Genomic DNA, 25208 nt, shown 5'->3' on the forward strand with positions numbered 1-25208 from the left:
TGAACCATGCCGGCCTATGACCACCTCCCCCTTCTGCGATATGTCCGCGACGAGCTGAGGCGCAAAAAGCCAGGCTTCTCGGTTCCGATCACCCGCAATCCCGGGACGCACGGCGCCAAGCTTCGAACAGAGCTTGAGGATGTGATTCAAAGCGCGGCAGCGGCCCCGCGGGTCGAAGGTGTTGATCCGGCGCTGATCCTTAAAGTGGAGTTGGTCGGAGCCGTCGAAGAAGATGTCTGGCGCCGGAATGGCTTTCAGGTCCTAGCGCAAAATCCGGGCAACATTTACGTGCTGTTTGCGACCGACACCGAGCTCAAGGACTTCAAGGCGAAGTTGAATTCGTTTCAGGGCGGGGCGCAAGGCACGGTCAATGCGCCCTTTGCCAGCCTTTTCAACACGATCGAGCGGGCGAGCGGGATAGAGCCGAGTGATCGTCTCGGCTCACGGCTCAAATTGCAGGGGCTGTCGGGGCCGGGCGACATCGACGGCCGAGAGTCCTTTGTGATCGATATTGAGATCTGGGACGCTGAAACGTCGTTGGACCGACGGGTGCGGGTCGATCGAGTGGTCAAGCATATTGAGAAGGCAGGCGGCGAAATTCTCGGCGCGCCCTATATCGGCGATTACGGGCTTATTCTGATCCGGGCCAAGATGAAGGGTACGGTTCTCAAGGGCCTGTTGGAGCTTACGGACGTGGCCGCCGTAGACGTCCCGCCGATACCGGATTTAGGCGAGGATAGCCTTGAGGACATTGTCCTCGGCACGGCCCCGCCGGTTGGGTTTCCGGCAGCGGATGTGCCGCTTATCGGGATTATTGATTCAGGCCTCAACGCCCATCCGTTTCTGGACGGTCTTGTCGCTGAACGGCTCTCGGTTCCGGCCGATCTGGGCGGTGCTGACACTAGCGGCCACGGCACACGCGTTGCCGGGATTGCGGCCTACGGCGATGTCCGGGAATGCATCGATCGCAATACCTTCGCCGCGCCCGTGCGCATCTTGAGCGTGCGCGTCGTCAACGACCAAGGGGCGTTTGACGACAAGCAGAAGGTACCGGAGCAGATGCGCAATGCCGTAAGGCTTCTGGCGGAGCGCGGTTGCCGCATTATTAACATCTCTCTGGGGGACTCGGCCTTCATTCCCTATGACGATGGCCGCGCCAGCCCCTGGGCCGCCGAGCTGGATACGCTGGTGCGAGAATTTGGTGTTGTGATCGTTGTCTCGGCCGGCAATCAGAGCCGGCGCGCGCCTGGCTGGGGACAGCCTGAGCAACTTGCGACAGCCTACCCTGGCTATCTCCTCAGTCCTCAAAGCCGCCTGATCGATCCGGCCTATGCGGCGAATGTGATTACCGTTGGCGCTTTAGCGCATGGAAACGGACTGCGGGTCGACGAATTTGATGGTGTTGGAGTGAGAGCGATCACGGCGGCGGAGGAGCCGTCCCCGTTGACACGATGCGGGCCGGGTATCAATGGCGCTGTAAAACCTGACTTCGCGGATCTCGGCGGGACCTGTGTTTACGATGGCGGTGCGGCGCGTGTGGTCACAGGCGCGCACTGGGAGAGTGCCGGCATGGCGACGTTATCGCCAAACTATCGGCAGGCTTTGTTCACAGCTGCATCTGGAACGTCCTATGCCGCACCCCGGCTTGCTTTCAAGGCGGCGCTGATCGCCGCGCGCTTTCCGCATGCGTCGAGCAATTTGCTGCGCTGTCTACTGGGGCTTTCCGCAAACGTCCCGCCCGCGAGCGTCGCGCGGCTGACACCGCCAGCGTACAAGAAGAAAAAACCCCTGCATAAGGACGTGCGCAAGGTCGTCGGGTACGGCATAGCCGACCCGGGCCGGGTGCTGGCCTCAGACGACAACCGTGTGGTTTTCTACGCCGATGGTCACGAGATGCTGTTGGACCAGATGGCTCTTTACGCCATCCCGATGCCAGCGGCGTTTTATGAGACGAAGGGGCCGCGCTCGATCCGGGTGTCGTTGGCGTTTGATCCGCCCGTCCGGCATACGCGCCTCGAGTATCTTGGGCTGCGCATGAGCTTCCAGTTGATCCGGTATCTCAGTCCGGATGAGATCTTCGAGCAATATCGCAAGCGAGAGGACAAAACCCGGCCGCCCGAGTTTGAGAAATCAAGCTTGTGTCCGGTGGATCCAAGCGTGCGCGCACGCGAGACCAGCACGTTGCAGGTGGCTCATATGAGCCTGGCCAAGAATTTCGATGCGCGGAACGAGATGTTTCATCTGGCGGTGTTTACGCATCGGCGCTGGGCGGGGGAAGACGATGTCTTCCGGCAGCGTTACGCGATCGCGGTCGAACTCGCACACGAAGATTGCAAAACGCTTTATCAGACGTGCTCGGAGCTTGTGATAGAGCTTCAGCAACGTGTGGATCTCAACGCTTAGATCATCAAAGGGGTTGGAAGCTCTGCCGTTTTCCGAGGCATGGTCGGAAATAGTCTATCGTAGGGGTGCATCCGCCGGCGCCATCGTTCCCCCTGCCCACCGGATTGATCTCTGCTCGCAGCAACGAGAGAGGCAGCGGATGTTATGCTACCCATCTCTTTTCAAACTCGAGCTCGTTCGTCGCAGTGGTCACGGCTTTAAAACCCCGGCAGGAACGGTGTTGCGCCGTGATTTGAAAACGACGCATCGATGCGGTCGATGGCGCTCCGCAACTGCTGCGGGCTCATCAGAAGCATGCCATCCTGATATCCAAACTCAGAGGGCGGCGCGGGCCGGGAATAAACTCTCTGCAATTCACGACGACAATCGTGAAGGACATCCTCAGCCGGTCGCTTTGATCGCTCCGGATGCAAGTCTCCAATGTCCACCATCGTCACGCCCTTCTCCGTCCATACGTTCGCGATATTCCGGGCTGGAACCCACATCCTGGGACCGAGCTGAACGAGCGCGTGCCGCGTCTGCAGATCTGCCAAGGTTGTCGAGCTAAGCGTCTCAACCCTTCTTTCCTGCCAATAATCTTCTCGCGCCTGACGACGATGCACACAAAAGCAGGTCTCTTGACCATCCACCCACTCGTCGTCCCAATACAGATGAGAAATATCGGCGATATCAGTTGGGTAAATTGATTTCTCGTCAGGCTCTTCATCGTCAATAGAATAAAATACGACTTCCTCCTTCTCGGCAATCTTCATAATCAACTCTCGTTTCTTGTTATTTTTTATAAATGTTATGTATATTAACATATGCGTTTTTAATATTCAAATATTTCAATGCAGAGTGATCTTTCCGGTGGGCCTGCAGCAACTACATTTCTTCATTGTTTTTGGCGAACTCCACCTCGTCCGTTTTCGGAACTTGATCAATCTCGATCTTGAGGCGCTTGTCCGCCGGACCCCGCCACCTTCTGCTGGAATGATGAGCTTTAATTCGGTCGAGGCATTGCTGGCTTTGTTCGGGCGGAGTTCTATCGGTTAGGTGTCGAAGTCCTCTGCAGCACACAGGTATGGATAGATGGTCCATTCGCCACTCGGGGAGAGCTGCACAGGCTGGCCGTTTTCATCGATAACGGTGAGATAGATTGCGGCGCGCTTTACACGGTAGTGTTTGTCGTAGGGAAGCAGCCGGCGCACGGTTTCATAGAGTCCATCGCGCAGCTGGGACATCGAGAGCGGCGCATCGTCTTTGCCGGCGAGCTTGATTTTGAGAGGATCGGAAAAAGAAGCCGATGATCTGCGCGGAGATGTGGAGCGGGAGTGTTTTTTGGGGAAGCTTGGTTTCACATGATAAGTGTGCCGTATGCGGGTCCTGATGAAAAGAGTGCACACGGGCGTATGCGCAGTGTCAGCGGCGGGTAGGTGGCGCGCCATGCGGCGGTTGACCCTCAATCAGCAGCAGCGATAGGGCGCGGTGCAGGGGATATGCTGGAGGCACCGCCGTAAAATCCTCATGACTGCAAGGATTTTTCATTCCTAGAGCCGGAAACGCCATAAATCCTGACGAACGTAAGGATTTATTGAAAAATCGCGAGTTCTATGCTATGATCCTCAGGAGCGTGAGGATTTGGCATGAAGATTAAACTGCAAAAAGCCAGCGATATAGGACCCGTCGTGCGGGCTGTGCGCAAAGCGCAGCGCATCCGGCAGGATGACATGGCCGGATCCATCGGGGTGAGTGAGAACTTCCTCGCAAAGGTCGAGCATGGCGGCGGCAACGCCCAGTGGACAAAGGTTTTCCAGGTCTTAGAGGGCCTCGGGATCGAGCTTGTTTGCGACATTCCGGATGACGCTGAAGACTTTCTTGCGGGCTACATGAGGGGCGGCTCATGACTGCCCGGAGTTTGCACGCGTCCATCAACGGATCGCAGGTCGGCACGCTGGCCGAGGAGAACGGGGTCTGGTCCTTTGAGTATGCCGGATCGTGGCTGAGTGTCGCCGGCCGTTACCCGCTAAGCTCGTCGCTGCCTTTGCAAGGGCCTAGGATAATCGATGGATCAACGCAGCGCCCGGTGCAGTGGTTTTTCGATAATCTGCTACCCGAAGAAGGGCAGCGGCTGCTTTTGTCCAAGAGTGCGAAGATTCGAGAGGCTGATGCGTTTGGCCTGCTGGAACATTACGGAGCAGAGTCGGCTGGGGCCTTGACGTTGCTGAAGCCAGGAGATCCCGAGTCGACAGAAGGCACATTGAAGAAGCTGAGCGACAGGAGCCTCTCACGCCGGATCCAGGACCTTCCGAATGTGCCTTTGACGCAAAAGGCTGGCAAGCGCATGTCGCTGGCCGGTGCGCAGCACAAACTGGCTGTGGTGATAGAAGGCGGCGCCCTCTACGAGCCCGTGGGAGCGCGTGCCTCAACGCATATCCTCAAGCCCAATCACCCGGACGAGGACTACCCGCACTCGGTGATCAACGAGTGGTTTTCAATGCGTTTGGCAAAGGCCATGGGTCTGGATGTACCGGCTGTTGAAAAGCGCTACGTTCCTGAGCCTGTATATCTCATCGAACGCTTCGACCGCGAGAGAGTGGACGGCCACTGGCAGCGCCTGCATGCGATCGACGCCTGCCAGCTTCTCAATCTGGACCGGAGCTATAAATACATCCAGGGCAGTATCGAGACCTTGGCCAAGTTGGCCGTTTCCTGCCGCGGTCCGGCCGTGGTGCGCACCAAGCTGTTCCAGTGGCTCGTTTTCAACGTGCTGATCGGGAATAGCGACGCGCATCTCAAGAATTTGAGTTTTCAGGTAAGCGCGTCCGGGGTGAGCCTCGCGCCGCATTACGATTTGCTGGCAACCGGTCTCTATGAGTCACGGCTCTACCAACAAAAAAATTGGCCCGACAGGACGGAGTTGGCCTGGCCGATCCTTGAGGCTCAGCGGTTTTCGGAACTGAGCTTCGATGGGCTCAGGGAAGCTGGACACGCTCTTGGTTTGCAAAAACCGGCCGCGGAACGTCAGATCAGGCAGCAGCGCGATAAGATCGCCGATGCAGCCTTAGCGCTCTATGAAAAGACACTCGAAGAAGATCCGGTTCCAGCCCAAGCAGAGCAGCGCTGCGTACGAGGAATCGTGCACTCCGTCATCAAGCCGATGGTGAAGCAGCTATCCTAGCGCGGGCCCTATCAAAGAAGCTTAGCGATTAGAAGCAGCGATGAAATGCGCCGTTCCGGGAGAATGTTCGCCAATCGTGTCAAAACCAAAAAAGAAGCCCCGTCCTTCTTATGCGGAAAGCTGATCTAAGCGCCGCAGCCCTTCCCCTTTGCCGGTATATCCGCTGCGTCATGGGCGCAGGTGATAAGCGTATTGGGCGGGGGCTGGCCGCTGCAGGCTGAAAGGGCCATGGTGGTGATCAGCAGCATAACGCAACGCATCGGTAATCTCCCAACTGAAAATTTTTCTGTAAAGGGACGTTCCTGATCTGCCGATCCAGGAACACGGGGGCAGGCATATGTGTGCGGAGCGTTAGCACCTGGGTGGGCGATCAAAGTGGGATTGAGAGCATGTTGCCGTGGTGTTTTCCGATCTGCCGAAGGATGCCAAACCCGTGTCATAGTGGAATGGTGGAAGCGAGGCGGATTGGGCGTTACGGTGCAATTATTGAATAAGGATGCACAGGTTTATAGCCTTCGGGGGCAGAGGCATCGGCAGATGAGGCACGCACGTTAGGTTTAGAATCAGGGCAGTGGGGTTGATGGGGCTGAGGGAACTTGTTCTGGCGGACTTGAAGCGGGCGCAGCGGTTGATTGCGCTGATCGAGGATGATTTGGACCCGCAGTTTCGGATAGCGTCTCCGGAGGGCGATTGGTGGATCGGGATAACGCTTTCCACTGACGCCAAAGAGCGGAAGCGACAGCTCGGCATGGTGTCCAGGTTCATGGCTTGGAAATTGGCGCCGGCGTTTACACAGGCGGTTGAGCTCGAGGAGCCGGCTGCGGTTGCATGCGTGGGGTGCAGCCACGAAGAGACGGTTGGGTATTTGTCATTGATCGAACGCAAACCGTTGCGGTTTTCGGAGCCGATCGCGCTTGCTGCCGATCAGATTGGGGATGAGATCTCGGCCCTGTTGCCGCGCGGAGTGGTTTCGCTGACGCAAGTAGAGATCGATGAGTTGAAGCGATATTTCGCGGCGGACGGAGCCTTTCCGGCGGTCCACATTACATCGGGCGAATTGGAGCGGAATAGCGGATGGCACCGGGGTTCTTGTTGCTCTTATCAATGGCGGTGGCTGGGCTGCTAGGGCTTGGATGGTGGGCCCCTGCTCTAGGCGGTATTGCTCTGCACCTGGCGGTCGCGCCCAAATACGGACGGCTGTTTGGGTTGGCGCGGGATGTCGGCAAAGAGCGCACAGCGGCTGGTGTGTGGGCGGTTTCCGTTCTGCAGGCGCTGATTGCGGCGAGCGCGGCTTATGCCATGGGCCTCGCATTCGCTTGGGTGGGATCGGAATTGAACCGAATATGAGATCGGCGCGCGCTTTTCGTCATGGGGTAATGTAAATTTTTGGAACGGCAATAATAGAATGTAATTCGTTTTATCAAAGCGCGGGGTGGGCATTACGTGGATGTGCTCGTTGGCTGAGGAGCGCTGAATATCTTCCTATTGAGTTTTGTGACATAATTCCCCATACATAATTTTCATATTGTCTAGGCTAGTTGGAGTACCCAAAAAATTGACCGCATATTTAATGAAAAAATTATCCGACGGAACAACACAGCGGTACATTTTCGATGAGCTTCACCTTGAACAGTGGCATCGCGACGGGACGCTCCACTGCGAGGATGGGCCGGCCGTTGAATACCCTAACGGCGACAAGGAATGGTGGCGTGATGGTAGCCTTCACCGTTATGATGGGCCCGCCGTTGAAAAGGCCGATGGCACAAAAGAATGGTACCACTATGGGCAAATTCATCGCAAAGCCGGGCCGGCGGTAGAGCACTCCGATGGCAGTAAGGAATGGGTTCAGAACGGATTCCTTCATCGGGAGGACGGGCCGGCGGTAGAGCGCGCCGATGGCACCAAGATGTGGTGCCGGAATGGCAAACTGCATCGCGAGGATGGGCCGGCTATAGAATACCTAGATGGTACCCAGCACTGGTTCCTTGACGGCGTGCTCCAAAACGAGCAGCACGCAAATTCCTGCGCCATGGCGCATCCGTCGCAGACTTTCGACCCATAGCTCTTGTGGTGTCCGCCCGGAGTGGAAGCGTCGAGCGCATCAAAGCTATTCGTTGGCCCTGCGCCGGGAAGCCTTGTTGAACAAGGTGTTCATGAAGTCAGGCTTGCGCTCGGGCTTAGGAGCGCCTGTGGGCGTTGAAAGGTTCGATGGGTTGTTTTGTGGCGCCTGGGCGGACAACGCATCAGCGGGGGCTTTATCGCCCGTAAAGATGGCCATCAATTCGGGGGCGACCGACAGGGCTTGTTTGGCTCGGGTCATCGCCACGTAGAACAGGCGGATCTCGGGGTCCGCGCTGGATTTCCGCGTTAGCATGGGCTGGGTCAGGAAATCCCGGCACAAACGTACGCTGTTCCATTCGCAGCCCTTGGCTTTGTGGGCGGTGCCGATCGTGATCTGGGCCTGGCCGGGCGAGGCGGCGGTGTGGGCGATGGCCTGTGTCAGGGCATCTTCGCCGTGCTCGTTGACCAGCTTGACGAAGGCCGTGAGATCCTGGCCCTCCTCCGAGCCGGCGAAGCCGATCACAGTATCCCAATCCTTGAAACCGAACAGGTCCGGGCTCATGGCAGCGCGTCCGCTCTTGAGAGCGGTGACGTCGATCAGCATGCGCTTGAGTTCAAACGTGCCGCCGAGGATGTAAGGGGACTTTCCGGCGGCGAGGACGGCAATGGTTTCGGCCATGACCGAGGCGTTGGTTCTGGCCAGCACGCAGTCGGGGGCCCTCTCTTCTTCTTGGAGGATTTCGGTCGTCAGCGCCGGGTTGCCGCGCAAGGTTTTGCGCTCGCCAAGCGTGGAGAGGACTTTGCTGGCTTCGGAAGCCAGAGCATCGCCGAAGCGGAACGATTGGGTGAGGTAGGTGTTGGCGCCGCCCTTCAAGGCTTTCATGGCGTTGAGGGCGTTGCGGAACTCGTAGATCATCTGCCAGGGGTCGCCGACGACCACGAGCCGGCAGTCCTGGGCGCGCAAGGTTTCGAGGATAACGGGGTTGGTGTCCTGAGCCTCATCGAGAAGAACATAATCAAAGGGCAGCCGGGGTTTTCCGAGCGCCCAGAGTTTCAGATAGCCGTCATGGCCGAGTGCGATCGGGTCTTCGGGGTGGGTCATGCGGTCCCATAGATCGGCGGCGCGTTCCGCAGCGTATTGGCGGGTGGAAACCAGCAGCGCGGGCGGCAGCTTTTCGATTCGCTGATAGTGCGGAACGTGCTCGGGTAGGACTTCATCGTCGGCGCTCTGGCAGAAGCGAGCGACGGTACGGGCGAGGAGATGCGCGTGCTGGATCGGCGTAAGGGTGACATTGCCCGAGATTTTGAAGTCTTCGAGCTTGAGAAGGTCGGCCAGTGCGGCAGGTGACATTTTGCCCTGCATTTTTTCGACCGAATAATCGCGTTTGGCTTGGATGGCGCGCCAGGCCAGAGAATGCGTGGTGCGGCAATCGACAGTCTTGAAGCGTTTTTGCGCATGGAGCGCGATCTGGCGATTGAAAGCCAGGTACAGGCCGCGCTCAGAGCTGGTTTCGGCCAGGAGCTGCAGCGTGGTGGTTTTGCCGGCGCCGGCGAAGGCAGTGATTTTCAGCAGGCGGTTGTGCTGGAAGGCCTCGGTGGCGGCGCGCTGTTCGTCGGTCGGGGTCATGAGGCCTGCTCTATTTGATTGGGTTTGTCGGGTGAGTTCCAGAATTGGTCTTAGACAACGGGTGATCTGATTAAAGGGCGCGGCTAGATATCGTGATCGATCAAGGAGAGCGGCGCATGAAAGATCGCAGACGCGCGGGCGCGTTGCCGGTCGATGATGCGATTAAAGATGGTAGAGGGGGTCCTAGGCCCCTGCTCCGCATAGAATGCGCGGGCGATGATCTTGTCGCCGTGGAACACCTCGACGATGCGGCGCAGATCCAGCAGCGCGAACCAGTATCCATCCGGCGTGCCGATAGTCATGGGCATGTCAGTCCAGCTCCAGCTCGGGGATGTAAAGGGGTGCGCGCTGCGGACGGCGTTGATTGGCCTGGCGGCGAAGGCGTTCAAGGAAACTGCCGGGGGCCCCGTCCTGCTGCTCACCGAGAAGGTGTTGGGCTCGGCGAGCGTTTTCGCGCAGAAGCGCGTGGGCGCGGTCCAGCCTGCCTTTGGTGCGCTGATCGCCGTCGTGGAAGTATTCGGCGCTGTCCTGGTTATCTGGCGCGATGTAATGCCCGAGCTCGTCGTAAAGATCGCCAACCAGCAGGCTCAGGCGGATATGTCGCGAGAGCAGTGTTGCTTCGGGCGGTGCGGCTTTCTCGAGAAGTTGCGGCTTGACCAGGCGGTCGAGGACAGGATGGCGCTCGATCGGCGGCAGCTCGAGATAGGTGCGCAGGATGCCTCTGACTTTTTCATTGGTGCTCATGGCCGGGGCTCCCAATCGCTGTGGTTTTGCGCTGTGAGGGCTTTGACGATGGGGCGCACGGCATCGGCAAGCCGCATCCAATGCGTTTGCAGCGAAGCCTGTGGCTCGCGATCGGGCGGCTGCGGATGATCGGTTATGTTTTTCATGATTCGATCTCCGGGGCGATGAAGGGCTGGGCGTGCCAGGTTTTCGGCCGGATGACGTTGTGCGGCGCGCGGTTAAAGAGCGGCGCGTGCCGGGGGCTGCGCTCGGCGATATCGGTGAGACCGGGCGGGATCAGCACAAAGCGCAGCTGCGGGTTGCCGCGGGCAAATCCGACGAAGCGATCGACGTGCGGTTTGACGTCGGACAGCGGGATTGATTTCAAGTTCTCGTCTTTGACGGGAATGGCGTAGGAGCGGCCCTGCAGGCCGGTCGCTTGTCCATCGATGGCGCCGTAATGCTCGGAGGCGATACGGGCAGCACCCGAAACGTGCAGCCCCGCTAAATTGCTGGCAAATACGAAAATGGCAAAAGGAGGAATAAATGGAAACTCGGAGTAATTCAAAGCGAAACCTTTCTTTCTATCCATGGTAGCAGAAATGTAAAGCCTAAGCGAATTTCCACACTGCTGTATGCGGCAGCTATTCAGAACTTTTGGAAGATCGAAATCGAAATTCAATCGCAGGGCGCGCTTACGGCGTGTTTTTCTCGGAAGCCTGTGTGACGCTTGCGCTGCGTCCTAGCGGGTGTGGGGCGACCCCGCGGGCTGACTACTCTCTCTCTGCACCCCCGGGGCCGCTCCGCATTGGCTCAGGCGGAGCCTTTTCTCTGATGGCGCGCAGGAGCGCGGCGTGAAAATTTCTGCGGGCGGGGCTGATTTTGTGGGCCGGCTTTCTCAGGTTGGGAGGATTGGGCGATGCTGCCGTGACCGGAGCCAGGATTTCGATGAGCTCACATGACGAAGAGAAGGCGTTTCTGGAAACCAGAGTTGACGAAGTGGTCAAGAGCACGATGGCGGCTTGGATACAGGCCTTCAGGTTCCATCGCTGCGTGGCCTGCGCGGTCCGGGATATCGAAGAAAAGCTTGAGATTATCTGGGAGGCGGAAGCGCCCCGTCTGGGTGAATGCCTTGAGTTCTGCGAAGACGCCTCAATGGTGCTGCGGACGGTCGGCCCGCGCGAAGTGGTGGGCGGGGGTGGTTTTTCAGGTGTCGGGCCGGGGCCGGGCAAAACCGCTGATTTGAGCCTGCTGCTCGATATTTCGGTAAGTTTGGGGGAAGCGTGGGACGCGGCGATGCTGGTGCTGGGGTGCAAGGATTGCGCACGCGCACGGATCCGGGCGCAGGTCCAAAAGTCCGGCAACCAGGCGCGCGCGCATATTCCGGTGGGTAGCGGGCGACAAGGATATCAGCGCGTCTGCAAGCGCTGCCGGACGGATGTGCTGGGATTGGTCTAGGAGGCTGGCATGGGTCAGGACACTCTGGCGGCACGGGCGGCATACGACAAGGGCGCGGAACGGGTCTGGTTTGCGGCAGTCGAGCTCTATGGCTGCAAAACCTGCGCGGCGGCTGCCGTTCAATCTCTATTTCGGACGACGGGTGAGGAGATGGGAAGCGACGATCCGAATTGCGGGCTTTCCTACGGCGATGAGATCGAAGTGAACGTCAAAGCGCATTCCGGCTCGCCGGTGCGGAAGGTGATGGGAGATCGGGGCCGCGGGCTTGAAGAGCAGCTTGCGATGGAGGTGAAAGCGACGTGGCTGTCATTGCGCCAGGTGATGAGCTGCACCCATTGTCTGAACGCGACATTCTTGTTCGACATCTGGATGATGCACGACGGGATGTATTGGGTCATCGCTGAAAAAACGGAACCGCGGGCGGTCGTCTGCCAGGATTGTTCTGTCGCCGGCAACGGTCAGGTTTAGGAGTAGAGGTTCATGGCAACGCTGAGAAGCTCGGCCAGCTGGAAGAGATCGCGGGAGCGTAGGCGGGCGCGGGCGGCCCCTGCTCCCGAGCTGCATCCTCCAGGATTCTCGGGCGGGAAGCCGCAGCTTCAGGGCTATCGGATCGAGCCGCGCAGCGATGTCGAACGCCGGTTCCTGCGCGATGTGACGAAAGCGCAGGTGCGCGGAGAGGCGCGCGGCATACCCGATATGATGCGCAGTGACTGGGACCGGACGAAGCTGGCGGAAGCGCGCTGGGTGCAAGGGGTTATCGAAAAGCGCCCTGTGAAGATCGCGTCGATCGAGCGGTTGCGGTCGGTAAAGCCGGAATTTCAGGCTGCCGTGCGGTATGTGGTGCGGGCTGACAAGCGCCAGGAAGCCAATGCCACGCGCGCCAGGGCAGACCTGGAGCGGCCCGGCGACCCCGGGCCCGCCCCTCACACCCCCCCTCCTTCTTCCGGGGGCTCTGCGCAGCGGGAGGAGCGGCAGGAAAGCGCGTTTATGGCTGGGCTCAGGGCACGGGCAAAGGAAATTGCGGAGCGGGATGATGCGCTGCCCTCGCGGGGCTTTGAGCGTGAGCGCAGCCGGGAGCGGTGATTATAGATTGCCCAGATCGGTGAAGCGAGTGAACGCCGGTTCAAAGTTGAGCTTGATGGTGCCGATTGAGCCGTGGCGCTGCTTGGCGATGATGGCTTCGGCGACATTGGCGGCCGCTTCGATGGCTTGCTGCCAGTTCAGGTGGTCGTCCGTGCCGGGCTGGGGCTCGGTGCGGGCGAGATAGTATTCTTCGCGGTAGACGAAGATGACGACATCGGCGTCCTGCTCGATGGAGCCTGATTCCCTGAGATCGGAAAGCAGTGGGCGCTTATCCTCGCGCATTTCGGGTGCGCGGGACAGCTGTGACAGGGCGAGAACGGGAACATCAAGGTCTTTGGCGATCTGCTTCAGTCCGCGGGTGATTTCGGACACTTCGGCCACGCGGTTATCGCTGTTGCGGCGGGATGGCGAGTGCATCAGCTGCAGATAGTCGATGACGATCAGATGCAGGCCGTGGGTACGTTTGAGGCGGCGGGCCCGGCTTCTGAGCGTGGCCAGCGAAAGCGTTCCACTTTGATCGATGAAGAGCGGCAGCCTGTCGTTGGATTGGGCGGCTTCGATGCAGGCTTTGAGGGCATTCTGGTCGATAGCTCCTCGGCGGATAGAATCGCTGGGCAGCTTGGCCTGGTCGGCCAGGATGCGGGTGGTCAGCTGATCGCCGGACATTTCGAGCGAGAAGAACGCGACGATACCCCCCTGCTCGCCTGCGGTTTCGAGGCGCGCGCGGGCGGCGTTGTAAGCGATGTTGAGGGCGAGAGAGGTTTTGCCCATCGACGGGCGGCCCGCGAGAATGATGAGATCGGAGCGTTGCAGGCCGCCTAGTTTGCGGTCGATGGAGGGAAGCCCGGTTGTGATGCCGGAAATGCGGCCGGATGATGTGATGGCGCGTTCCGCTTGCTCTAGGGCCGAGAACGAATAGTGGGAGAACGGTTTCAGGCCGTGGCTATCGGAGCCGGTTTCCGCAAGTGCATAGAGGCGCTGCTCGGCCTCTTCGATGATTTGTGTGGGGGTAGCATCGATATCTTGGCCGCGCGCGGCCAGTGCCATGTCGTCAGCGAGATCGAGGAGACAGCGCTGCTGGTGGCAGGCGCGAATGGTCTTTGCGTAGTCCTCGGTGTTGATCAGGGAGATGACGTTGCCCGCAAGGTCGGCGAGATAGGCGGCCCCGCCCAGCTGTTCGAGGTCGGGATCGGCCTGGAAGAATGATTTCAGCGTCACGGGAGAAGCGTTCTGGCCCTTGTGCAGGTAATTGCAGATGGCATCGAAGATGCGACCGTGAACGGGGGTATAGAAATGCTCGGGGGTGATGACGTCGGCGATGCGGTCGTATCCGTTGTTATCGATCAGCAGTGCGCCAAGCAGGCCCTGCTCCGCCTCGATATTGTGCGGCAGCGGTAAGGAAACGGCGGTGAGGTCCTGATTCTGAAATCGGGCGGGGGATAAAACACGCGACATGGATTTTAGAGTATCAGATTCTTCGTGTAATAAAATTGGAAATTCCGGAAAAAACGAAACGGCGGTTATGAGAAATGCATTTTCGGCATTCCCACCCTGTCAGCATTTTTTTGAAAGATGCCACGCGCGATGCAGCGGCGGCATAGGGAAAGAAAAAAGGATAAATAGAGGGAAAAGAATAGGCAGACTCGAATCCGGCTCGACTCTGAGGAAACGTGCGGTGTTCCGGGAATGGCATTGCAGCGTCTACCTATCACACTGGAGGGTATTGCAGCTTCCACCTCCCATGTTGGAGGCGTGCGCCGAATTGAAAAGCGAGGCATTGCAGCGTCTACCTTCCATGTTTGGCCCCTATTGCAGCGTCCACCTACTGAGTTGACAGGGGCAAAGTGCGGGTCGGAGAGGTAGGTTTTTGAGTATTGCAGTCTTTGCCTACCAACCATTGCAGCGTCTACCCACCTATTTGGAGGGGGAAATGCAGCCTCCGCCTACCATGTCAAGAGGTGGGTTGCGCTCTATTGCAGCTTCCGCCTACCACGCCGGGGCGCAAGCTGGAAAATGGCAGAAAAATGTTGAAATCCGTCTATGTGGCGGCGTGCTTGGTGTCGCGAGGGGATTGCAGCTTGCGCCTACCATGATTTGAGGAGCGCAGGTTTTGAATCTCAAACAGGGATTTTGGAACGGCGCGGGCATTGAGAATATGCGCTTTGGAGGGGTATTGCAGCCAGCGCCTACCACCTCTGCGAAGGGTCGGTGATGGAATTGCACGATCTGCCTACCATGGTAGGCCGCGGTTTTCGGGTTCATTGCACCATCCGCCTACCATCGTAAGCGCAACCGGAATCAACGCTGGGCAAGCTTGGTGCGGGCGTCGCGTGCGCGCGCGTTGGCTGCCTTCATCTCGGTGACAAAGTTGGAATGGGGCGTAAGGGTGTAGAGAACGTCTGTGATGGTGCGGCCCGCATTGCGCTTCTCGGCTTTGTAGAAGTGGAGGACCTCCTGCTCGACAAGCTCGGCCAGGGCGCGTTCGAGGGTTTGGATGTTAGAGGACGTGCGGTTGTGGTGCAGGAGCCCGCTGTCGCGGGATATGGTGGAAAACAGGATCTGGTACGGCGTGGTGATGGAGGCGTTTGTGTATTCGTGGCTGAGGCGCTTGTGCAGCCAGCGGGCCATCGGCGAAGAGAGCTGCATCAGGACGCGGTAATTGAACTGGCGGTAGGTCAGATTGTTGATGGCGTGGCTGAGGAGCGCCGGGAGGCGGGCGGTCCACATGGCATCGGGGTCTTCAAGCCAGTCTGAGCGCTTGACGCGCGTCATGTCATTGAGGATGGGCGCGGTATAGGCGGTTTTCCGGTTGCCCTGCCCTTCGATCTCCACCTCGAGGACGGTTCGGGTGAGGATTTCGAGCGATTGCTTGATCTCCTGGATAGAGCGTGTCTTGCCGCGGGCTTTGAGCTCTTTGCGGATCATGTTGAGGGAGAAACGCACCCAGCTTTCCTTGTTGGTGACGTCGTGCAGGCCGTAGTGCTGATCGGAGAAGATTTTCTTGATGATCTCCTCGACCAGTTCTTCGTCGGCGCTCGGGAAGAAGTCCTGGCGGCCGTGCTCGGTTTCGATGTTGGCCGGCTGCAGCGACATGGTGCATTTGAAGGTTGGGTTGTCTCCTTTGGGCGCGGGATGATAGTGAAAATCGTGCTTATGGACGGGGAGTCGTCCGTTGTCGTCGCGCAGCATGTTCTGGGCGCGAGCGCTGACTGAATATTTGGGGATCGCATCCCAAAGCTCAATTGAATTCGAGAGATCGCGGGGGTTGCCAAAGAACGTGGCGAAAAGGTCGTATTGTGGACTTCTATCGGGGGAAGGAAGAACTTTCTTGTTGGGCGCGACAATGGAATGAGACGATTCCAGCATAAATTTATTGTGAGAGATTTAATCAGGGAAGGTCAATGCGTTAGGGGAAGTTATTCGCAGCAATAAGCAGAGTCATTGGTTTCTGCTCGAATGATGCGGGTTGTTTTTGCCGCGAAGGCGGCGGCCATCTTCGATCATGTCTTCATCGTGGACTGTAAAGCCGGTGGCGCGAAGTCCGGCCAAGAAAAGATGATTGAGGGAAACCCGGCGGCGTACGGTTTCCATTTTCAATTCCATCATCAGGTAATCGGGAACTTTTACGCGGGCCTCGCATGGTGGAGGTTTGACGTGCAATTGCTCGGTCGTCGGCGGCTGTTGGATGGCCTGGGAGAAGGATTTCTGAGCCCCCTCCTCCGCGGGATGGAGCGTTGGTTCATGATCTGGGAGGATTGGCGTGGTGGTAAGGGCGGGTACGCCTTTGGCCTTTGCGATGCGTTCTAATTGATCGTCGAGGTCGAGATTGAAGGGCTGGAACGGTTCTTTGGTCATGGGTTCGGTCGTCATGCGGCTTGGGATGAGGTTGTTGCGGTGGCGCCCAGTATGCCTTCGATCTCGGCGAGAAGATTATTGATTTCGAGGCCCGCGCCTTTGGTGGGTTCGGCCTTGGTTGGCGGCACGCCGTTGAGGAACATCTCGCGGTAAGCGGTGCGCTCGACGGTAACGGTGCGGAAGATTGGCATACCCTTGCGTTTGAGTTCGGAGAACACGAAATCCGTGACGTGTGTGCGCAGCGGGTGCATTTTGGTCAGGAGCATCCGGTATGGAATTTTGCGGGAGGCGGTCTCCTCGACGTCCTTGACGTCATGCGAGATGACAATCGCTTCGCGAATGTCGGGCTCGGAGGCCTGCGCCGGTATGATGACCAGATCGGCGCGCGCAATGGCTTTGAAGAGATTGACTTCGCGGGCCCCTGCCAGATCAATCAGGATATGATCGAAGCCGTCGTTTGCTGTGAGATCGCGCAGTTTGGCGGATATGTCTTGCGCCGGAAGCGCTTCGACGGTGAGGCCCGGGATTGTGACCTTGCTGGCCCATCTATGGATGGTGCGGTTCTGATCGAGATCGAGAACAACGACGCGTTGACCGCGGAGTGCGAGGGCAGCGGCTAGGGAGGCGCAGATCGTCGATTTCCCGACGCCCCCTTTTGAGGATGCAAAGACAAGAATCATAAAACTGGTGGCCAGCTCCTTTTCTGGTTTGGCGGGTGCGCCTGAGAAAACTTGAATATGTCGAGCGACATAAATGGATTATATCACAACAAATAAATTGGCAAAGTGTATTTTTGGCAAACCGGACAATTGCACAATGGGTAAAAGTGAATAGTGGCAAATAGAAATAAAGGAAAACAGGCAAAAGGGAAAACGGGTAAATAGGCAAATAGGAAAAGCTGCAAAGAGTGGGAGGGGTGCGGCGCAGGGTGGCGTGGGCCGCTTGTGGATGAGAATCGCTTAACACCAGAGCTTGCGGTTGGTGGCTAAGGGGCAAAAGGGCAAAGAGGCAAAGCGGCTGTATGGAATAGGGGGAACAAAGGCAAAGGGGCATCGGGGCAAAGCGGCAGGCGGTGAAGTGATATCGGGTGATGAGAAATCGGTGCTGCGGGCGAAGGCTGTATGAACTGAGGGGTCAAGCCATGGAGCGGGCGCGGTGGTGCGCACAGTAGGGGCGGCCCGGAGTCTTGGTGCGGCCGCAGAAATGAAAGTCTGCTTTGCGGGGGTCGCCTTCAGGCCAACAGCATTGGTCTGGTTTGAGCTCGCCTAGGCGCGGCGGGTTGTTCAGAACAAGCGGATCGAGGGGCGGAAGCTCAGACGCGCGCTTCGTCTTAAAGGGTTTCGGCTGGCAGCTTGGCGCGGCGCGGGTTTTTGCAGTGGAGGATCGGCGGCCGCACCGCCGCTGGGGGCTGGCACTGGTGGCGGACGCGCGTGCGGTGGATGGATTGGATAGTCCGAGGCGATGCACTTTCCCGAGAATCGCGTTCCGAGTCACGTTGCCCAAGAGGGTGGCGATGGCGGAGGCGGGCTGGCCGAGGGTCCAGAGTTTTTTGAGGTCGATAATTCGTTCGGGGGTCCAGGTGGTCATGGTGCGGTCTCCTTAAAAGGTGAAGGCCCGCTTGGTGGCGGGCCTTGTGGGTTGAAAGCGGTTGCGAGCGATCAGTGCTTGCGGGCGAACTCGACGGAGATTTCCATCTGTTGGCCGGTGAAACTGATGGCGAGATCGCTGATCATCAGGGGCGAAGGGATCGGCGTGTCGGACAGGGCCATGAGATCGGCGTTGTTCAGGAATTCGCAGCCGTCATCTCCGCCCCAGGTGTTGTTCTTGGTGCGCCACCAATCGTCAAAGGGCATGGTGCGCGGATCGCATTCCCGGGCGTAGACGATGATTTTCTCGCCTGCCTGATGATGGATGCCATCGGTGGTGTTGGGCATCAGGTAGATGCCGTGATCGCCGACAATGAGAAGGCCGGGTCCGAGATCTTTGCCGTAAAACGGCCTGGTGGTGTTCGCGGTTCTGATTTCTTCGAGGGCCTTGAGAACCTCAGGCCAGGGGAAGTGTAGTTTCATGCTGCTCTCCTTTTACGCCCATGCTGGGCGCCTGAAGGCAGAGCATCTCTGTCATTTTGCGGCAGCGGCCGCGACGTCCGGCTCGCCTGTCGGACTGGTCATGGTGCCGAAGTGGCGGGCGATGGCGGCTTCGACGGCCAGGTAGAACGGGCCTGTCCAGTCGCGTATCCAGGCGGGCGCGGTGTCGAGATCGAGCAGGGCATCGGTTTGGTCGGTGTCGTCGCGGAGATCGAGGGCTTCGGCCCGGGTCATGGCCAGCACGGCAGCAGTGACATCGATGTCGGTTTCACCGGGCGGATCGATGGTGACGGCGTGATCGTTGATCCAGACTTGCGGGACAAAGGTTGCGAAGATTTGGTTGGCTGGCTGCTGCAACGCATCGATAATGTCATAGATTTCTTCGACGTCATCGGCGACGCGTTGCAGGCGCCTAAGGGCGTCAGCCGTATCGGTCGGGTATTCGAGGTCGGAGAGTTCGAGCATTAGGAAGGTGAAGAAGGTATCGCCGCAATCGTCGAGCTTTTCGCGCCAGTTCGGTTCGTTGAGGATCCAGGCGAAATCGCCGTCAGCATAATGGATAGCGGCGTTTCGCTGGAACTGGTTGAAGGAATTGTCTTGGGTGGGATTGGTCATGAATGCCTCCTAGTGTTGGGTTTGCAGGGCGTAGACCCGGCACGGAATGGTGGTGTTGACGCCGTTGTAGGCGCAGGCGCTGTCATGATGGAAAAACCAGACTTCGCCCGGCTTGGTGCGGCCGGTATCTATGAAGATTTCGCGGGCGATGCCGCTGTCGAGGCCGCCGGAGTGGCTGCAATAGCCGTGGCCGAAATAGAATGATCCGGTGCCGCTGGTCGGCTGGATGCGGTCTGGCCAGACATGGGCGATGCGGCGGAGCTCGCCGGTTGGGAACTGGATGAAGTCGGCGACACGTGGGCCGGGTGCTTTGTGCCAGGCTTCGAGGCGGATCTGTTTGATTTCTTCATCGACGTTGTCGAAGGCAGGCTTCATGGGGAATGCTCCTTGATTATGGGTTGGGGGTCAGGTGCCGGGCTGCTCGTTGAGCCAGGTCGCGGTTTCGCGCACGTGGCGCTCGAAGTCGTCGAAGGCAGCCATCAGATCGTCCAGGGCCCCCTGAACGGAATTGTCGATATCGACGTAAGGGGCGGCGAATTCAGTGAGGGCTGCGCGGTAATGGCTGAGCGAATTTTGGGTGCGGGCCAAAAGAACCTTGGGTTTGACGCCCAGGCTTTGCGCGCGGGAAGGGAACAGATCGGCCATGGTTCAGCCTCCGGCCATGACGGCCGTCACACGCTCGGCGAGGGCAGGGGGGTCATCAAGAAGGGCGAGGGCGGCGAAGTGATTTCTTCCGCCGCTGTAATCGCGGCGACCCTTGCAGGTGCGCATGAGAATGCCGGATTGGGCGCCCATACAGGATTGGGAAACGCTGATGTAGACGCGCTCGTGGTGAAGGGTGATCTCGCCCGAGACGGCGATACCGGCCTTGTTGCTGCGGAGGTCGAAATCGGCCTTGGGCCAGCCAAGCTGAGCGGCCAATAGCTTTAGCCGATTATTAGCGGCGCGGTGGAACGCGGCTTTCTGACAATCGTCGTATTGGGTGGGTCTCAGCCAATCGAAGGGCTTGGGTCGTTTGGCGGCGCGCGTTGATTCAGCGAAATCTAGCATGGGTCTTCCTTTGGATTGCGGGAGGCGGGATTTCACCCTCTCTCTGAGAGGGCTTTGCCCGATCACTCGCATCCGAAGACCTGCTTTCCCTTTGCGCTTTATGCGATTGTCGCCATCGCGGCCCGGGTTAGGCTTTAAGATGGTTCAGGGTCGTGCCCATTGTCCTGCTCGCGGCACGGGGAAGGCGCGGCGCGTTCTCTGGAGCGGCTTGCGAGCCGTTCCATGAAAGGTTGAGGCGCAGGCTTGTCGGTGTGAGCAGGCTGGGTCGGTGTGTGTTTTTCACGATAGTGCGTGGTCGAGATTTCCCGCCACTGCTGGCGCAGCCAGTCGGTTTCCCATTTTGAAAGCTGCCTGTTGCGGGCATGGAAATCCGACAGCACTTTGTCGGCGGTGGCGAGGGCCTCACGCTTGTGATCGTGAACCGATCGGAGCGCCTGGCGCAGCACGGTCTGGTGGGATCTGACGACGGCTTTCAGCGTACCCTGGTATTCGCGGGCCGCGAGTTTGTCGCCCGATGGTGCTTTTTCGGCGTAAAGCCGCCTGACCTCACGATAGTGCTGGTTGAAATCCTTGTTGACGCGGGCGCGCACGGAGGCGGCGCGGTGTTGGGCGGCGCGGGAAATCGCGATGCGAGCAGCGATATGCTCGTGCTTCACTTGGTCGGTGAGCTGCGCGGTTTCATGAACGTCCTTTTCGATGCTGCCGATCAGCCGCTTGGCAGCTGTCAGACCCTTGTCTGCGCGCATGCTTTTGGATTTGGCGGCGGGAGAAGGCGCGTTGGCGTTGTTGGCTTTGCGCCGCAGGGGATCGGCTTCGATGACCTGATCGGGCAACTGGCGCGCGGTGCGCTGGATGATGAATTTCTCCAGCAGCCGGCGGTCGACGTTGCGCGAGAAGGGGAAGGCGGATTCGATCTGGTATTCGAGATGGTCGAACATCTCGGCCATGAATCTGCGCTCCTGCGCCTTGTCGTAGACCGCATCGTAGGCGGCCAGAAGGTGATGCATGAGCTTGTCGGCCTTGCGCGCGTAGATGTCTCCAAGATTGCGGCCGGGCGAAATGTCGATCGGATCGAACGGGGCTTCGCCGCGGGTGAGCAGGAGAATTTCCGCGGCGTGTTTGGCGTGCTCGTAATTTTGGCCGGGCAGAATGATCTCGAGCTCGTCGCCGAAGGGCGGAATGATTTCGATGTCGTAGAGGCGCAGCATTTTCATGTGCAAAGCACTCGGGTGAATCGGTGTTTCTAAGGTTTTGTTGTGATCCTCCTGTGCGTTTATCAAGGCCCGGCGATCATGTGACGTGGAACGATGGGTCGAAGTCATTCCATCGTGTTTTCGGGCCCGTTGTCGTGGCTGACATTGAACGACGGGGCGATCGATAGGCTGTGCTGCGGGATCGGCAGCCTGAGAAGATGGCGGCGGCGGATCTCGGCCTGGCGGATGCGCCAAAGGGTTTGGGCGGGGCAGACGTCTTCCTCGGGGGCGTTGACGTTGGCAATGCCGCGGGCAGAAAGCAGGGCGTCCATCTGTTTCGGATTCTCGCGCAGCCACTGGCCCCAGAGCGCGGTGTAAATATCGCCCAGCTCATCGCTGTTGGTGGCGTTGCGGCCTTTGGCCAGATCGGGCGTCAGGCCCGTGGCGCCGTTTTCGAAGATCTTGGCAGCGGTGAACGCTTCGTGGATGGAGCGGCCCTGATGGCTTTGAAGGCGGGCGGTATAAGGATTGAAATCGCCGCGGCCATGGGGGCCGGTTTCGAGATAGGGCGGCTCGCCGATGACGTTTTTGGGTTCGGGCACTTTGGTGTGGGATGGCGCCGCATCAGGGGCACGGGCCTGAGAAGCAGGCGCAGCGCGCGCGATCAGGCCGCGCACGACGTTTTCGGGGCTGACGTTGCGCGGAAGGTTTGCGTTGTTGAGGCGGTCGCGTTCGACCTTCGGCAGCTGCAGGAGCTGGCGGTCCTTGCCGACGGTATAAACCGGGATTCCGGATTTGAGGGCGCGTAGCGCGATCGTTGTCGCGCCATAGTTTCCGGCATCGCCCGGAACGCCCGGGTCGTCAGGCTTGCCAGGGGCTCCGGGCACGGCCGGCTTGCCGAGAATGGTGAGTACGGCGTCGGGATTGAATTCTTTCATCATCTGGCCGTTGCGGATGTGCTTTGCGAAGCGCCCGTGGCGTTTTCCGTCGGGCGCATAGCGGCGCACGGTGATGCGCAGGTGCTTGGCGACTTCATCGGCAACGCTATCGACGCCCTTGGCGGTGCCGTGGGCGATGACGGTAGGCTTTAGCTGGGCGATGGCGGTCTTGACGGCGTGATAGTCGTCGTAATCGCGGGCACCGCAGACAATGAGGCGCATGGCTAGTTCCTTTCCCATGCAAAGGGTGTGTCTTTGTCGACGTAGAATGCGTGCAAGGCGCGCAGGTAGCGGATCTCCGACAGCGCTTCCCGGTCGACGTGGTAGAGGCGGCGGAAGGGCAGGCGGCAAAGCGCAGCGATGCTCGCCATGGGGCTGCAGATGAAAGTGTTGTCGGGGGTGTACGTTTTCAGGAGCGTGTTGGCGGCGACGATGCGGACATCCAGATCGGCGGCGATGCGATCTGCAAGTTTGCGGATTTTGCGTCTGCCGGGGTGGCGCCGCGGGATGCGCCGGCCGGTTCGGAAATATCCGGCAATGGCGGGAAGACGGCCAATGCCGATCGATGCATCGGCGCGGGGCGATGCGATCGGGGCGGGTGCAACGGAGGTTTGCCCGGTGGTTTGCTGAGGCGTGCTGGTCATTGGTGGTTCTCAGGTTTCGGGGTGTTGCGAACATGGGGGAGACGGACGATTGGGCACGTCCTGGCGCGTTTTATTTGCGATCCATTCGCGGACCTCGCGTTCGAGCCAGACGGTGCGATTTTTCCCGAGCGAGAAGCGGGGGGGAAAGCTTTTTGCGGCTTCAAGCCGGTCCAGATGCGTGCGTGAATAAGGAACCAGACGCCGCAGCCGTTTTAGGTCGAGGAAGCGATCGTGAATGGTAAGGATTGGAGGGACGTCGCCAGCTCGAGCGTTGATCTTTGCTTGCATCCAGCCAACGACTTCTTCGGCGGACCAGACCGATGTGCGGGGGCTTAATCGGATGCGGGCGGGAAATAGCCCGTCGGTCTCAAGCCGCAGGATGTTCGGATAGGAATAGACGACGAATGCCGAAATGAGATTGGCGTGAATGAATAAGGTTGTGGGGGGCGACAGCGCTTCAGTTGGCGAGATTTGATGTGCGTTGCTCATAAAGAGCGTTTTGAGAAGCAGATCCCCGTCATCAAGTGCTTTAAAAAAAATGGCCCCCGGCTGGATTGTGCGCGGGGGCCGAAGGGTCAAGGAGTGTCGAAGGGCAGAAGTAAGGTTTCGTCTTCTTCTTCGGTCTGGTGCTCGATGATCGTTAGCAGTTTGTCGGCCCAGCTTTGTAGCGCTTTTTGTCGTTGCTCGGTGTAGCGGTATAAATCGTAGATGGCGGTGACGTCACCGCTTTGGCTATGGTTGATAATCCGCTTCTGGATGTCCTTAGGAACGTCCAGGCTTCCCAATTGCGTGGTGGTGGTGCGGCGCAGGTCATGGATCACCCAGTGATCGATTTGTGCGCTGGAGTTGATGCGCCTTTTGGCCCGGTTGATGCCGGCGAACGGCCGGCGTGGGTTTGTTTTCGAGGGGAAAACATAAGGCGAGGGCGCCGGGCAATAGTATGGATAGAGGTCGCGAAGTGAGGTTTCCAGCGTGCCGGCGGCCTGATCGCGTGACAAGGCCGTCATGCGCTTGATCTCCGAAAGAATCATGAGAGCAAGCGTAGAAATCGGAACAATGTTGGGCTCGCCATTTTTGGTGCGCGATCCGGGGATAGTCCAGATTGCTTCGGCAAAATCAAGTTCGTCCCATCGCATGCCGACGACTTCGCTTCGGCGCTGGGCTGTAAGGATTGCAAGCTGGGTAATTGGGCCAAAGGGATAGCCTTCGGCCTTGGCAGCCTCCCACACTCGGCGGATCTCGTGTTTTGTGAGAAGGCGCGTCCTCTTTTTGGCCTTGGGCGGCGAGGGGAGGTCTTCGGACGGCGAGACCAGAATGTAATCAGAGGCTCTGCACCATTTAAAGAAGGTCTTGACGTATTTTTGGGCGTGCCGGGCGGCGCTGTACTGACCGTTTGCCTTGGCGCGGTCAATGACGGCAATCACCTCGGACTTCTTGATGGAGCAAACGGTTCTGTTGGCCCACGGGCGGTCGTAATGCTTAGTCAAGACGAAGCGATATTCGTTGATAGTGCTTTGCCGAGCGTGTCCGGGGCAATGGACCTCCAGGTAGGTTTTGAGGGCGGTTGTGAAAAGAACGGGCTCGACGCCTTCAGGCCGGTTGTTTGCAACGGCCGTTGGCGGGGCTGCGGCCGGAGTGGACGCATCCTCTGTGGGCTGCGGGTCTGGCGTGGGGTTGGGGTCGATGCCAGCCTTCACAAGGATACGTGCCTGGTCGGCCTTCAAACGGGCGTCGGCAAGTTTGACGTCGGGATAGCGACCGATGGTCATGCGGAATGCCGAGCCGTTCAGCTCGTAGCGGTAGTAGAAAGTCTTGACGCCTTTGCTGCTGACGCGAATGCCAAAGCCTTGGCACTTGGCGTCCGGGTACTGGGTGGAAACCTGAGAGGGGGTCGGGAGGGCCCGGATAAGAAGGTCGGTCAGGATGGTTCTGGACGTCATGGTGAGAGATCTCCATATGCTCTAAGAGCGTTCTGGTGAAATCCCGGTAGAAAAATCTAGGACGGCAACTAGGACGGTTCGTGCGAGGTGCTCTCTTGGTGGCTTATGTGGCCGTATGAGAATGAAATCGACGTTTCCCCTGGTCTTTCAGGTTGTTACCAGTGGTGGGTTGTCAGTTGGATGTGTGCGTATGTTAGGTTGGTAACAAATCTGGGGGACTGGGGGTCGGAGGTTCAAATCCTCTCGCTCCGACCAAATCTTTTCACGGGCTGAGCCTTACCTTAGTCCGCCATCCCCCAAAAATCCTCTAGCCACCACCTAGCTACCACAATCTTGCAGGCTCCCGAAAAAAGTTGAGGGAAACTGTGGGT

Annotated in this window: 29 protein-coding genes; 8 read left to right on the forward strand and 21 right to left on the reverse strand. The window is 58.8% G+C overall.

Going from position 1 to position 25208, the window contains the following annotated elements:
• Window positions 1-6: 6 nt before the first annotated feature.
• Window positions 7-2403 carry a S8 family peptidase gene (locus K2Y42_RS19830; protein WP_291156078.1) on the forward strand — a complete coding sequence of 799 codons (2397 nt, stop codon included), beginning with the start codon at window positions 7-9 and terminating at the stop codon, window positions 2401-2403.
• A gap of 197 nt (window positions 2404-2600) precedes the next feature.
• On the opposite strand, the gene K2Y42_RS19835 is transcribed toward K2Y42_RS19830, so the two are convergent.
• Both K2Y42_RS19835 and K2Y42_RS19840 read right to left on the reverse strand, forming a co-directional pair.
• Window positions 2601-3155 carry a hypothetical protein gene (locus K2Y42_RS19835; RefSeq protein ID WP_291156079.1) on the reverse strand — a complete coding sequence of 185 codons (555 nt, stop codon included), beginning with the start codon at window positions 3153-3155 and terminating at the stop codon, window positions 2601-2603.
• A 279-nt stretch (window positions 3156-3434) separates the two neighbouring features.
• On the reverse strand, window positions 3435-3743 hold the full coding sequence (locus K2Y42_RS19840; protein ID WP_291156082.1) for a hypothetical protein: 309 nt from the start codon (window positions 3741-3743) through the stop codon (window positions 3435-3437).
• 285 nt (window positions 3744-4028) lie between these two features.
• Here K2Y42_RS19840 and K2Y42_RS19845 point away from each other — a divergent pair, with 285 nt between their 5' ends.
• The 4 genes from K2Y42_RS19845 to K2Y42_RS19860 all read left to right on the forward strand — a co-directional run bounded on the left by K2Y42_RS19845 (window position 4029) and on the right by K2Y42_RS19860 (window position 7625).
• Window positions 4029-4289 (forward strand): hypothetical protein, encoded by a 261-nt coding sequence (locus K2Y42_RS19845; protein WP_291156085.1) that lies wholly within the window; start codon window positions 4029-4031, stop codon window positions 4287-4289.
• Entirely contained in the window at window positions 4286-5563 is a 1278-nt protein-coding gene (locus tag K2Y42_RS19850; protein WP_291156088.1) for a HipA domain-containing protein, read from the forward strand. The genes K2Y42_RS19845 and K2Y42_RS19850 overlap by 4 nt, the downstream gene beginning before the upstream one ends.
• A 580-nt stretch (window positions 5564-6143) precedes the next feature.
• Complete coding sequence (locus tag K2Y42_RS19855) at window positions 6144-6689, forward strand: hypothetical protein (RefSeq protein WP_291156091.1); 546 nt, start codon at window positions 6144-6146, stop codon at window positions 6687-6689.
• A gap of 429 nt (window positions 6690-7118) precedes the next feature.
• The gene (locus K2Y42_RS19860) at window positions 7119-7625 is read left to right on the forward strand and encodes a hypothetical protein (protein ID WP_291156093.1); all 507 of its coding nucleotides are present in this window, start codon (window positions 7119-7121) and stop codon (window positions 7623-7625) included.
• Window positions 7626-7670: 45 nt separating this feature from the next.
• Here K2Y42_RS19860 and K2Y42_RS19865 read toward each other — a convergent pair whose 3' ends face one another.
• The 5 genes from K2Y42_RS19865 to K2Y42_RS19885 form a co-directional block, all read right to left on the reverse strand.
• Window positions 7671-9251 (reverse strand): UvrD-helicase domain-containing protein, encoded by a 1581-nt coding sequence (locus K2Y42_RS19865; protein WP_291156096.1) that lies wholly within the window; start codon window positions 9249-9251, stop codon window positions 7671-7673.
• Between the two features lie 83 nt (window positions 9252-9334).
• Window positions 9335-9559: a hypothetical protein gene (locus K2Y42_RS19870; RefSeq protein WP_291156098.1), complete on the reverse strand. Its 225-nt coding sequence runs from the start codon at window positions 9557-9559 to the stop codon at window positions 9335-9337.
• A 1-nt stretch (window position 9560) separates the two neighbouring features.
• Window positions 9561-9995 carry a hypothetical protein gene (locus tag K2Y42_RS19875; protein ID WP_291156100.1) on the reverse strand — a complete coding sequence of 145 codons (435 nt, stop codon included), beginning with the start codon at window positions 9993-9995 and terminating at the stop codon, window positions 9561-9563.
• Window positions 9992-10141 (reverse strand): hypothetical protein, encoded by a 150-nt coding sequence (locus K2Y42_RS19880; protein ID WP_291156102.1) that lies wholly within the window; start codon window positions 10139-10141, stop codon window positions 9992-9994. The genes K2Y42_RS19875 and K2Y42_RS19880 overlap by 4 nt, the downstream gene beginning before the upstream one ends.
• Window positions 10138-10566, reverse strand: a complete 429-nt coding sequence (locus K2Y42_RS19885) for a hypothetical protein (RefSeq protein WP_291156104.1) — start codon at window positions 10564-10566, stop codon at window positions 10138-10140. Before K2Y42_RS19885 ends, K2Y42_RS19880 begins: the two co-directional genes overlap by 4 nt.
• Before the next feature lie 356 nt (window positions 10567-10922).
• Here K2Y42_RS19885 and K2Y42_RS19890 point away from each other — a divergent pair, with 356 nt between their 5' ends.
• From K2Y42_RS19890 to K2Y42_RS19900, 3 genes are read left to right on the forward strand one after another with little or no spacing between them, the layout of a single operon-like run.
• The gene (locus K2Y42_RS19890) at window positions 10923-11432 is read left to right on the forward strand and encodes a hypothetical protein (RefSeq protein WP_291156107.1); all 510 of its coding nucleotides are present in this window, start codon (window positions 10923-10925) and stop codon (window positions 11430-11432) included.
• A gap of 9 nt (window positions 11433-11441) precedes the next feature.
• Window positions 11442-11900, forward strand: coding sequence for a hypothetical protein (locus K2Y42_RS19895; protein WP_291156110.1), 459 nt, complete (start codon window positions 11442-11444; stop codon window positions 11898-11900).
• A gap of 12 nt (window positions 11901-11912) precedes the next feature.
• Entirely contained in the window at window positions 11913-12515 is a 603-nt protein-coding gene (locus tag K2Y42_RS19900; protein ID WP_291156113.1) for a hypothetical protein, read from the forward strand.
• Here the strand turns inward: K2Y42_RS19900 and K2Y42_RS19905 are convergent, their stop codons facing one another.
• The 14 genes from K2Y42_RS19905 to K2Y42_RS19970 form a co-directional block, all read right to left on the reverse strand.
• Complete coding sequence (locus K2Y42_RS19905) at window positions 12516-13970, reverse strand: replicative DNA helicase (RefSeq protein WP_291156116.1); 1455 nt, start codon at window positions 13968-13970, stop codon at window positions 12516-12518. It lies immediately after the preceding gene.
• An 843-nt stretch (window positions 13971-14813) separates the two neighbouring features.
• Window positions 14814-15704: a hypothetical protein gene (locus K2Y42_RS19910; protein WP_291156117.1), complete on the reverse strand. Its 891-nt coding sequence runs from the start codon at window positions 15702-15704 to the stop codon at window positions 14814-14816.
• A gap of 249 nt (window positions 15705-15953) precedes the next feature.
• A complete protein-coding gene (locus K2Y42_RS19915) occupies window positions 15954-16370 on the reverse strand; it encodes a hypothetical protein (protein ID WP_291156119.1) in 417 nt (138 codons plus the stop codon).
• 11 nt (window positions 16371-16381) lie between these two features.
• Window positions 16382-17050: a ParA family protein gene (locus tag K2Y42_RS19920; protein ID WP_291156122.1), complete on the reverse strand. Its 669-nt coding sequence runs from the start codon at window positions 17048-17050 to the stop codon at window positions 16382-16384.
• A 454-nt stretch (window positions 17051-17504) separates the two neighbouring features.
• On the reverse strand, window positions 17505-17957 hold the full coding sequence (locus K2Y42_RS19925; protein WP_291156124.1) for a GcrA family cell cycle regulator: 453 nt from the start codon (window positions 17955-17957) through the stop codon (window positions 17505-17507).
• A gap of 71 nt (window positions 17958-18028) precedes the next feature.
• Window positions 18029-18439 (reverse strand): DUF3085 domain-containing protein, encoded by a 411-nt coding sequence (locus tag K2Y42_RS19930; RefSeq protein WP_291156127.1) that lies wholly within the window; start codon window positions 18437-18439, stop codon window positions 18029-18031.
• A gap of 51 nt (window positions 18440-18490) precedes the next feature.
• The gene (locus K2Y42_RS19935) at window positions 18491-19072 is read right to left on the reverse strand and encodes a hypothetical protein (protein WP_291156129.1); all 582 of its coding nucleotides are present in this window, start codon (window positions 19070-19072) and stop codon (window positions 18491-18493) included.
• Between the two features lie 9 nt (window positions 19073-19081).
• Complete coding sequence (locus tag K2Y42_RS19940; RefSeq protein ID WP_291156132.1) at window positions 19082-19447, reverse strand: hypothetical protein; 366 nt, start codon at window positions 19445-19447, stop codon at window positions 19082-19084.
• 30 nt (window positions 19448-19477) lie between these two features.
• Window positions 19478-19717 (reverse strand): hypothetical protein, encoded by a 240-nt coding sequence (locus K2Y42_RS19945; protein ID WP_291156135.1) that lies wholly within the window; start codon window positions 19715-19717, stop codon window positions 19478-19480.
• Between the two features lie 3 nt (window positions 19718-19720).
• Window positions 19721-20122 carry a hypothetical protein gene (locus K2Y42_RS19950; protein ID WP_291156138.1) on the reverse strand — a complete coding sequence of 134 codons (402 nt, stop codon included), beginning with the start codon at window positions 20120-20122 and terminating at the stop codon, window positions 19721-19723.
• Between the two features lie 1318 nt (window positions 20123-21440).
• Window positions 21441-22475, reverse strand: coding sequence for a DUF2493 domain-containing protein (locus tag K2Y42_RS19955; RefSeq protein ID WP_291156141.1), 1035 nt, complete (start codon window positions 22473-22475; stop codon window positions 21441-21443).
• Window positions 22476-22477: 2 nt separating this feature from the next.
• Window positions 22478-22897 (reverse strand): hypothetical protein, encoded by a 420-nt coding sequence (locus tag K2Y42_RS19960; protein WP_291156144.1) that lies wholly within the window; start codon window positions 22895-22897, stop codon window positions 22478-22480.
• A gap of 9 nt (window positions 22898-22906) precedes the next feature.
• Window positions 22907-23476, reverse strand: coding sequence for an AlpA family phage regulatory protein (locus K2Y42_RS19965; protein ID WP_291156146.1), 570 nt, complete (start codon window positions 23474-23476; stop codon window positions 22907-22909).
• Window positions 23473-24837 carry a site-specific integrase gene (locus K2Y42_RS19970; RefSeq protein ID WP_291156148.1) on the reverse strand — a complete coding sequence of 455 codons (1365 nt, stop codon included), beginning with the start codon at window positions 24835-24837 and terminating at the stop codon, window positions 23473-23475. The genes K2Y42_RS19965 and K2Y42_RS19970 overlap by 4 nt, the downstream gene beginning before the upstream one ends.
• Window positions 24838-25208 lie beyond the last annotated feature (371 nt).

Source organism: Hyphomicrobium sp. (assembly GCF_019744875.1).
In the GTDB taxonomy this organism is placed as follows: Bacteria; Pseudomonadota; Alphaproteobacteria; order Rhizobiales; family Hyphomicrobiaceae; genus Hyphomicrobium_C.

Coding starts and splice junctions, on each gene's coding strand:
- K2Y42_RS19875 (WP_291156100.1), bottom strand. CDS start 9,995: ATGAGCACCAATGAAAAAGTCAGAGGCATCCTGCGCACCTATCTCGAG.
- K2Y42_RS19945 (WP_291156135.1), bottom strand. CDS start 19,717: ATGGCCGATCTGTTCCCTTCCCGCGCGCAAAGCCTGGGCGTCAAACCC.
- K2Y42_RS19905 (WP_291156116.1), bottom strand. CDS start 13,970: ATGTCGCGTGTTTTATCCCCCGCCCGATTTCAGAATCAGGACCTCACC.
- K2Y42_RS19970 (WP_291156148.1), bottom strand. CDS start 24,837: ATGACGTCCAGAACCATCCTGACCGACCTTCTTATCCGGGCCCTCCCG.
- K2Y42_RS19935 (WP_291156129.1), bottom strand. CDS start 19,072: ATGACCAATCCCACCCAAGACAATTCCTTCAACCAGTTCCAGCGAAAC.
- K2Y42_RS19835 (WP_291156079.1), bottom strand. CDS start 3,155: ATGAAGATTGCCGAGAAGGAGGAAGTCGTATTTTATTCTATTGACGAT.
- K2Y42_RS19925 (WP_291156124.1), bottom strand. CDS start 17,957: ATGACCACCTGGACCCCCGAACGAATTATCGACCTCAAAAAACTCTGG.
- K2Y42_RS19850 (WP_291156088.1), top strand. CDS start 4,286: ATGACTGCCCGGAGTTTGCACGCGTCCATCAACGGATCGCAGGTCGGC.
- K2Y42_RS19865 (WP_291156096.1), bottom strand. CDS start 9,251: ATGACCCCGACCGACGAACAGCGCGCCGCCACCGAGGCCTTCCAGCAC.
- K2Y42_RS19920 (WP_291156122.1), bottom strand. CDS start 17,050: ATGATTCTTGTCTTTGCATCCTCAAAAGGGGGCGTCGGGAAATCGACG.
- K2Y42_RS19890 (WP_291156107.1), top strand. CDS start 10,923: ATGAGCTCACATGACGAAGAGAAGGCGTTTCTGGAAACCAGAGTTGAC.
- K2Y42_RS19910 (WP_291156117.1), bottom strand. CDS start 15,704: ATGCTGCGCGACGACAACGGACGACTCCCCGTCCATAAGCACGATTTT.
- K2Y42_RS19950 (WP_291156138.1), bottom strand. CDS start 20,122: ATGCTAGATTTCGCTGAATCAACGCGCGCCGCCAAACGACCCAAGCCC.
- K2Y42_RS19915 (WP_291156119.1), bottom strand. CDS start 16,370: ATGACCAAAGAACCGTTCCAGCCCTTCAATCTCGACCTCGACGATCAA.
- K2Y42_RS19960 (WP_291156144.1), bottom strand. CDS start 22,897: ATGACCAGCACGCCTCAGCAAACCACCGGGCAAACCTCCGTTGCACCC.
- K2Y42_RS19880 (WP_291156102.1), bottom strand. CDS start 10,141: ATGAAAAACATAACCGATCATCCGCAGCCGCCCGATCGCGAGCCACAG.
- K2Y42_RS19940 (WP_291156132.1), bottom strand. CDS start 19,447: ATGAAGCCTGCCTTCGACAACGTCGATGAAGAAATCAAACAGATCCGC.
- K2Y42_RS19870 (WP_291156098.1), bottom strand. CDS start 9,559: ATGCCCATGACTATCGGCACGCCGGATGGATACTGGTTCGCGCTGCTG.
- K2Y42_RS19930 (WP_291156127.1), bottom strand. CDS start 18,439: ATGAAACTACACTTCCCCTGGCCTGAGGTTCTCAAGGCCCTCGAAGAA.
- K2Y42_RS19900 (WP_291156113.1), top strand. CDS start 11,913: ATGGCAACGCTGAGAAGCTCGGCCAGCTGGAAGAGATCGCGGGAGCGT.
- K2Y42_RS19885 (WP_291156104.1), bottom strand. CDS start 10,566: ATGGATAGAAAGAAAGGTTTCGCTTTGAATTACTCCGAGTTTCCATTT.
- K2Y42_RS19845 (WP_291156085.1), top strand. CDS start 4,029: ATGAAGATTAAACTGCAAAAAGCCAGCGATATAGGACCCGTCGTGCGG.
- K2Y42_RS19830 (WP_291156078.1), top strand. CDS start 7: ATGCCGGCCTATGACCACCTCCCCCTTCTGCGATATGTCCGCGACGAG.
- K2Y42_RS19955 (WP_291156141.1), bottom strand. CDS start 22,475: ATGCGCCTCATTGTCTGCGGTGCCCGCGATTACGACGACTATCACGCC.
- K2Y42_RS19855 (WP_291156091.1), top strand. CDS start 6,144: ATGGGGCTGAGGGAACTTGTTCTGGCGGACTTGAAGCGGGCGCAGCGG.
- K2Y42_RS19895 (WP_291156110.1), top strand. CDS start 11,442: ATGGGTCAGGACACTCTGGCGGCACGGGCGGCATACGACAAGGGCGCG.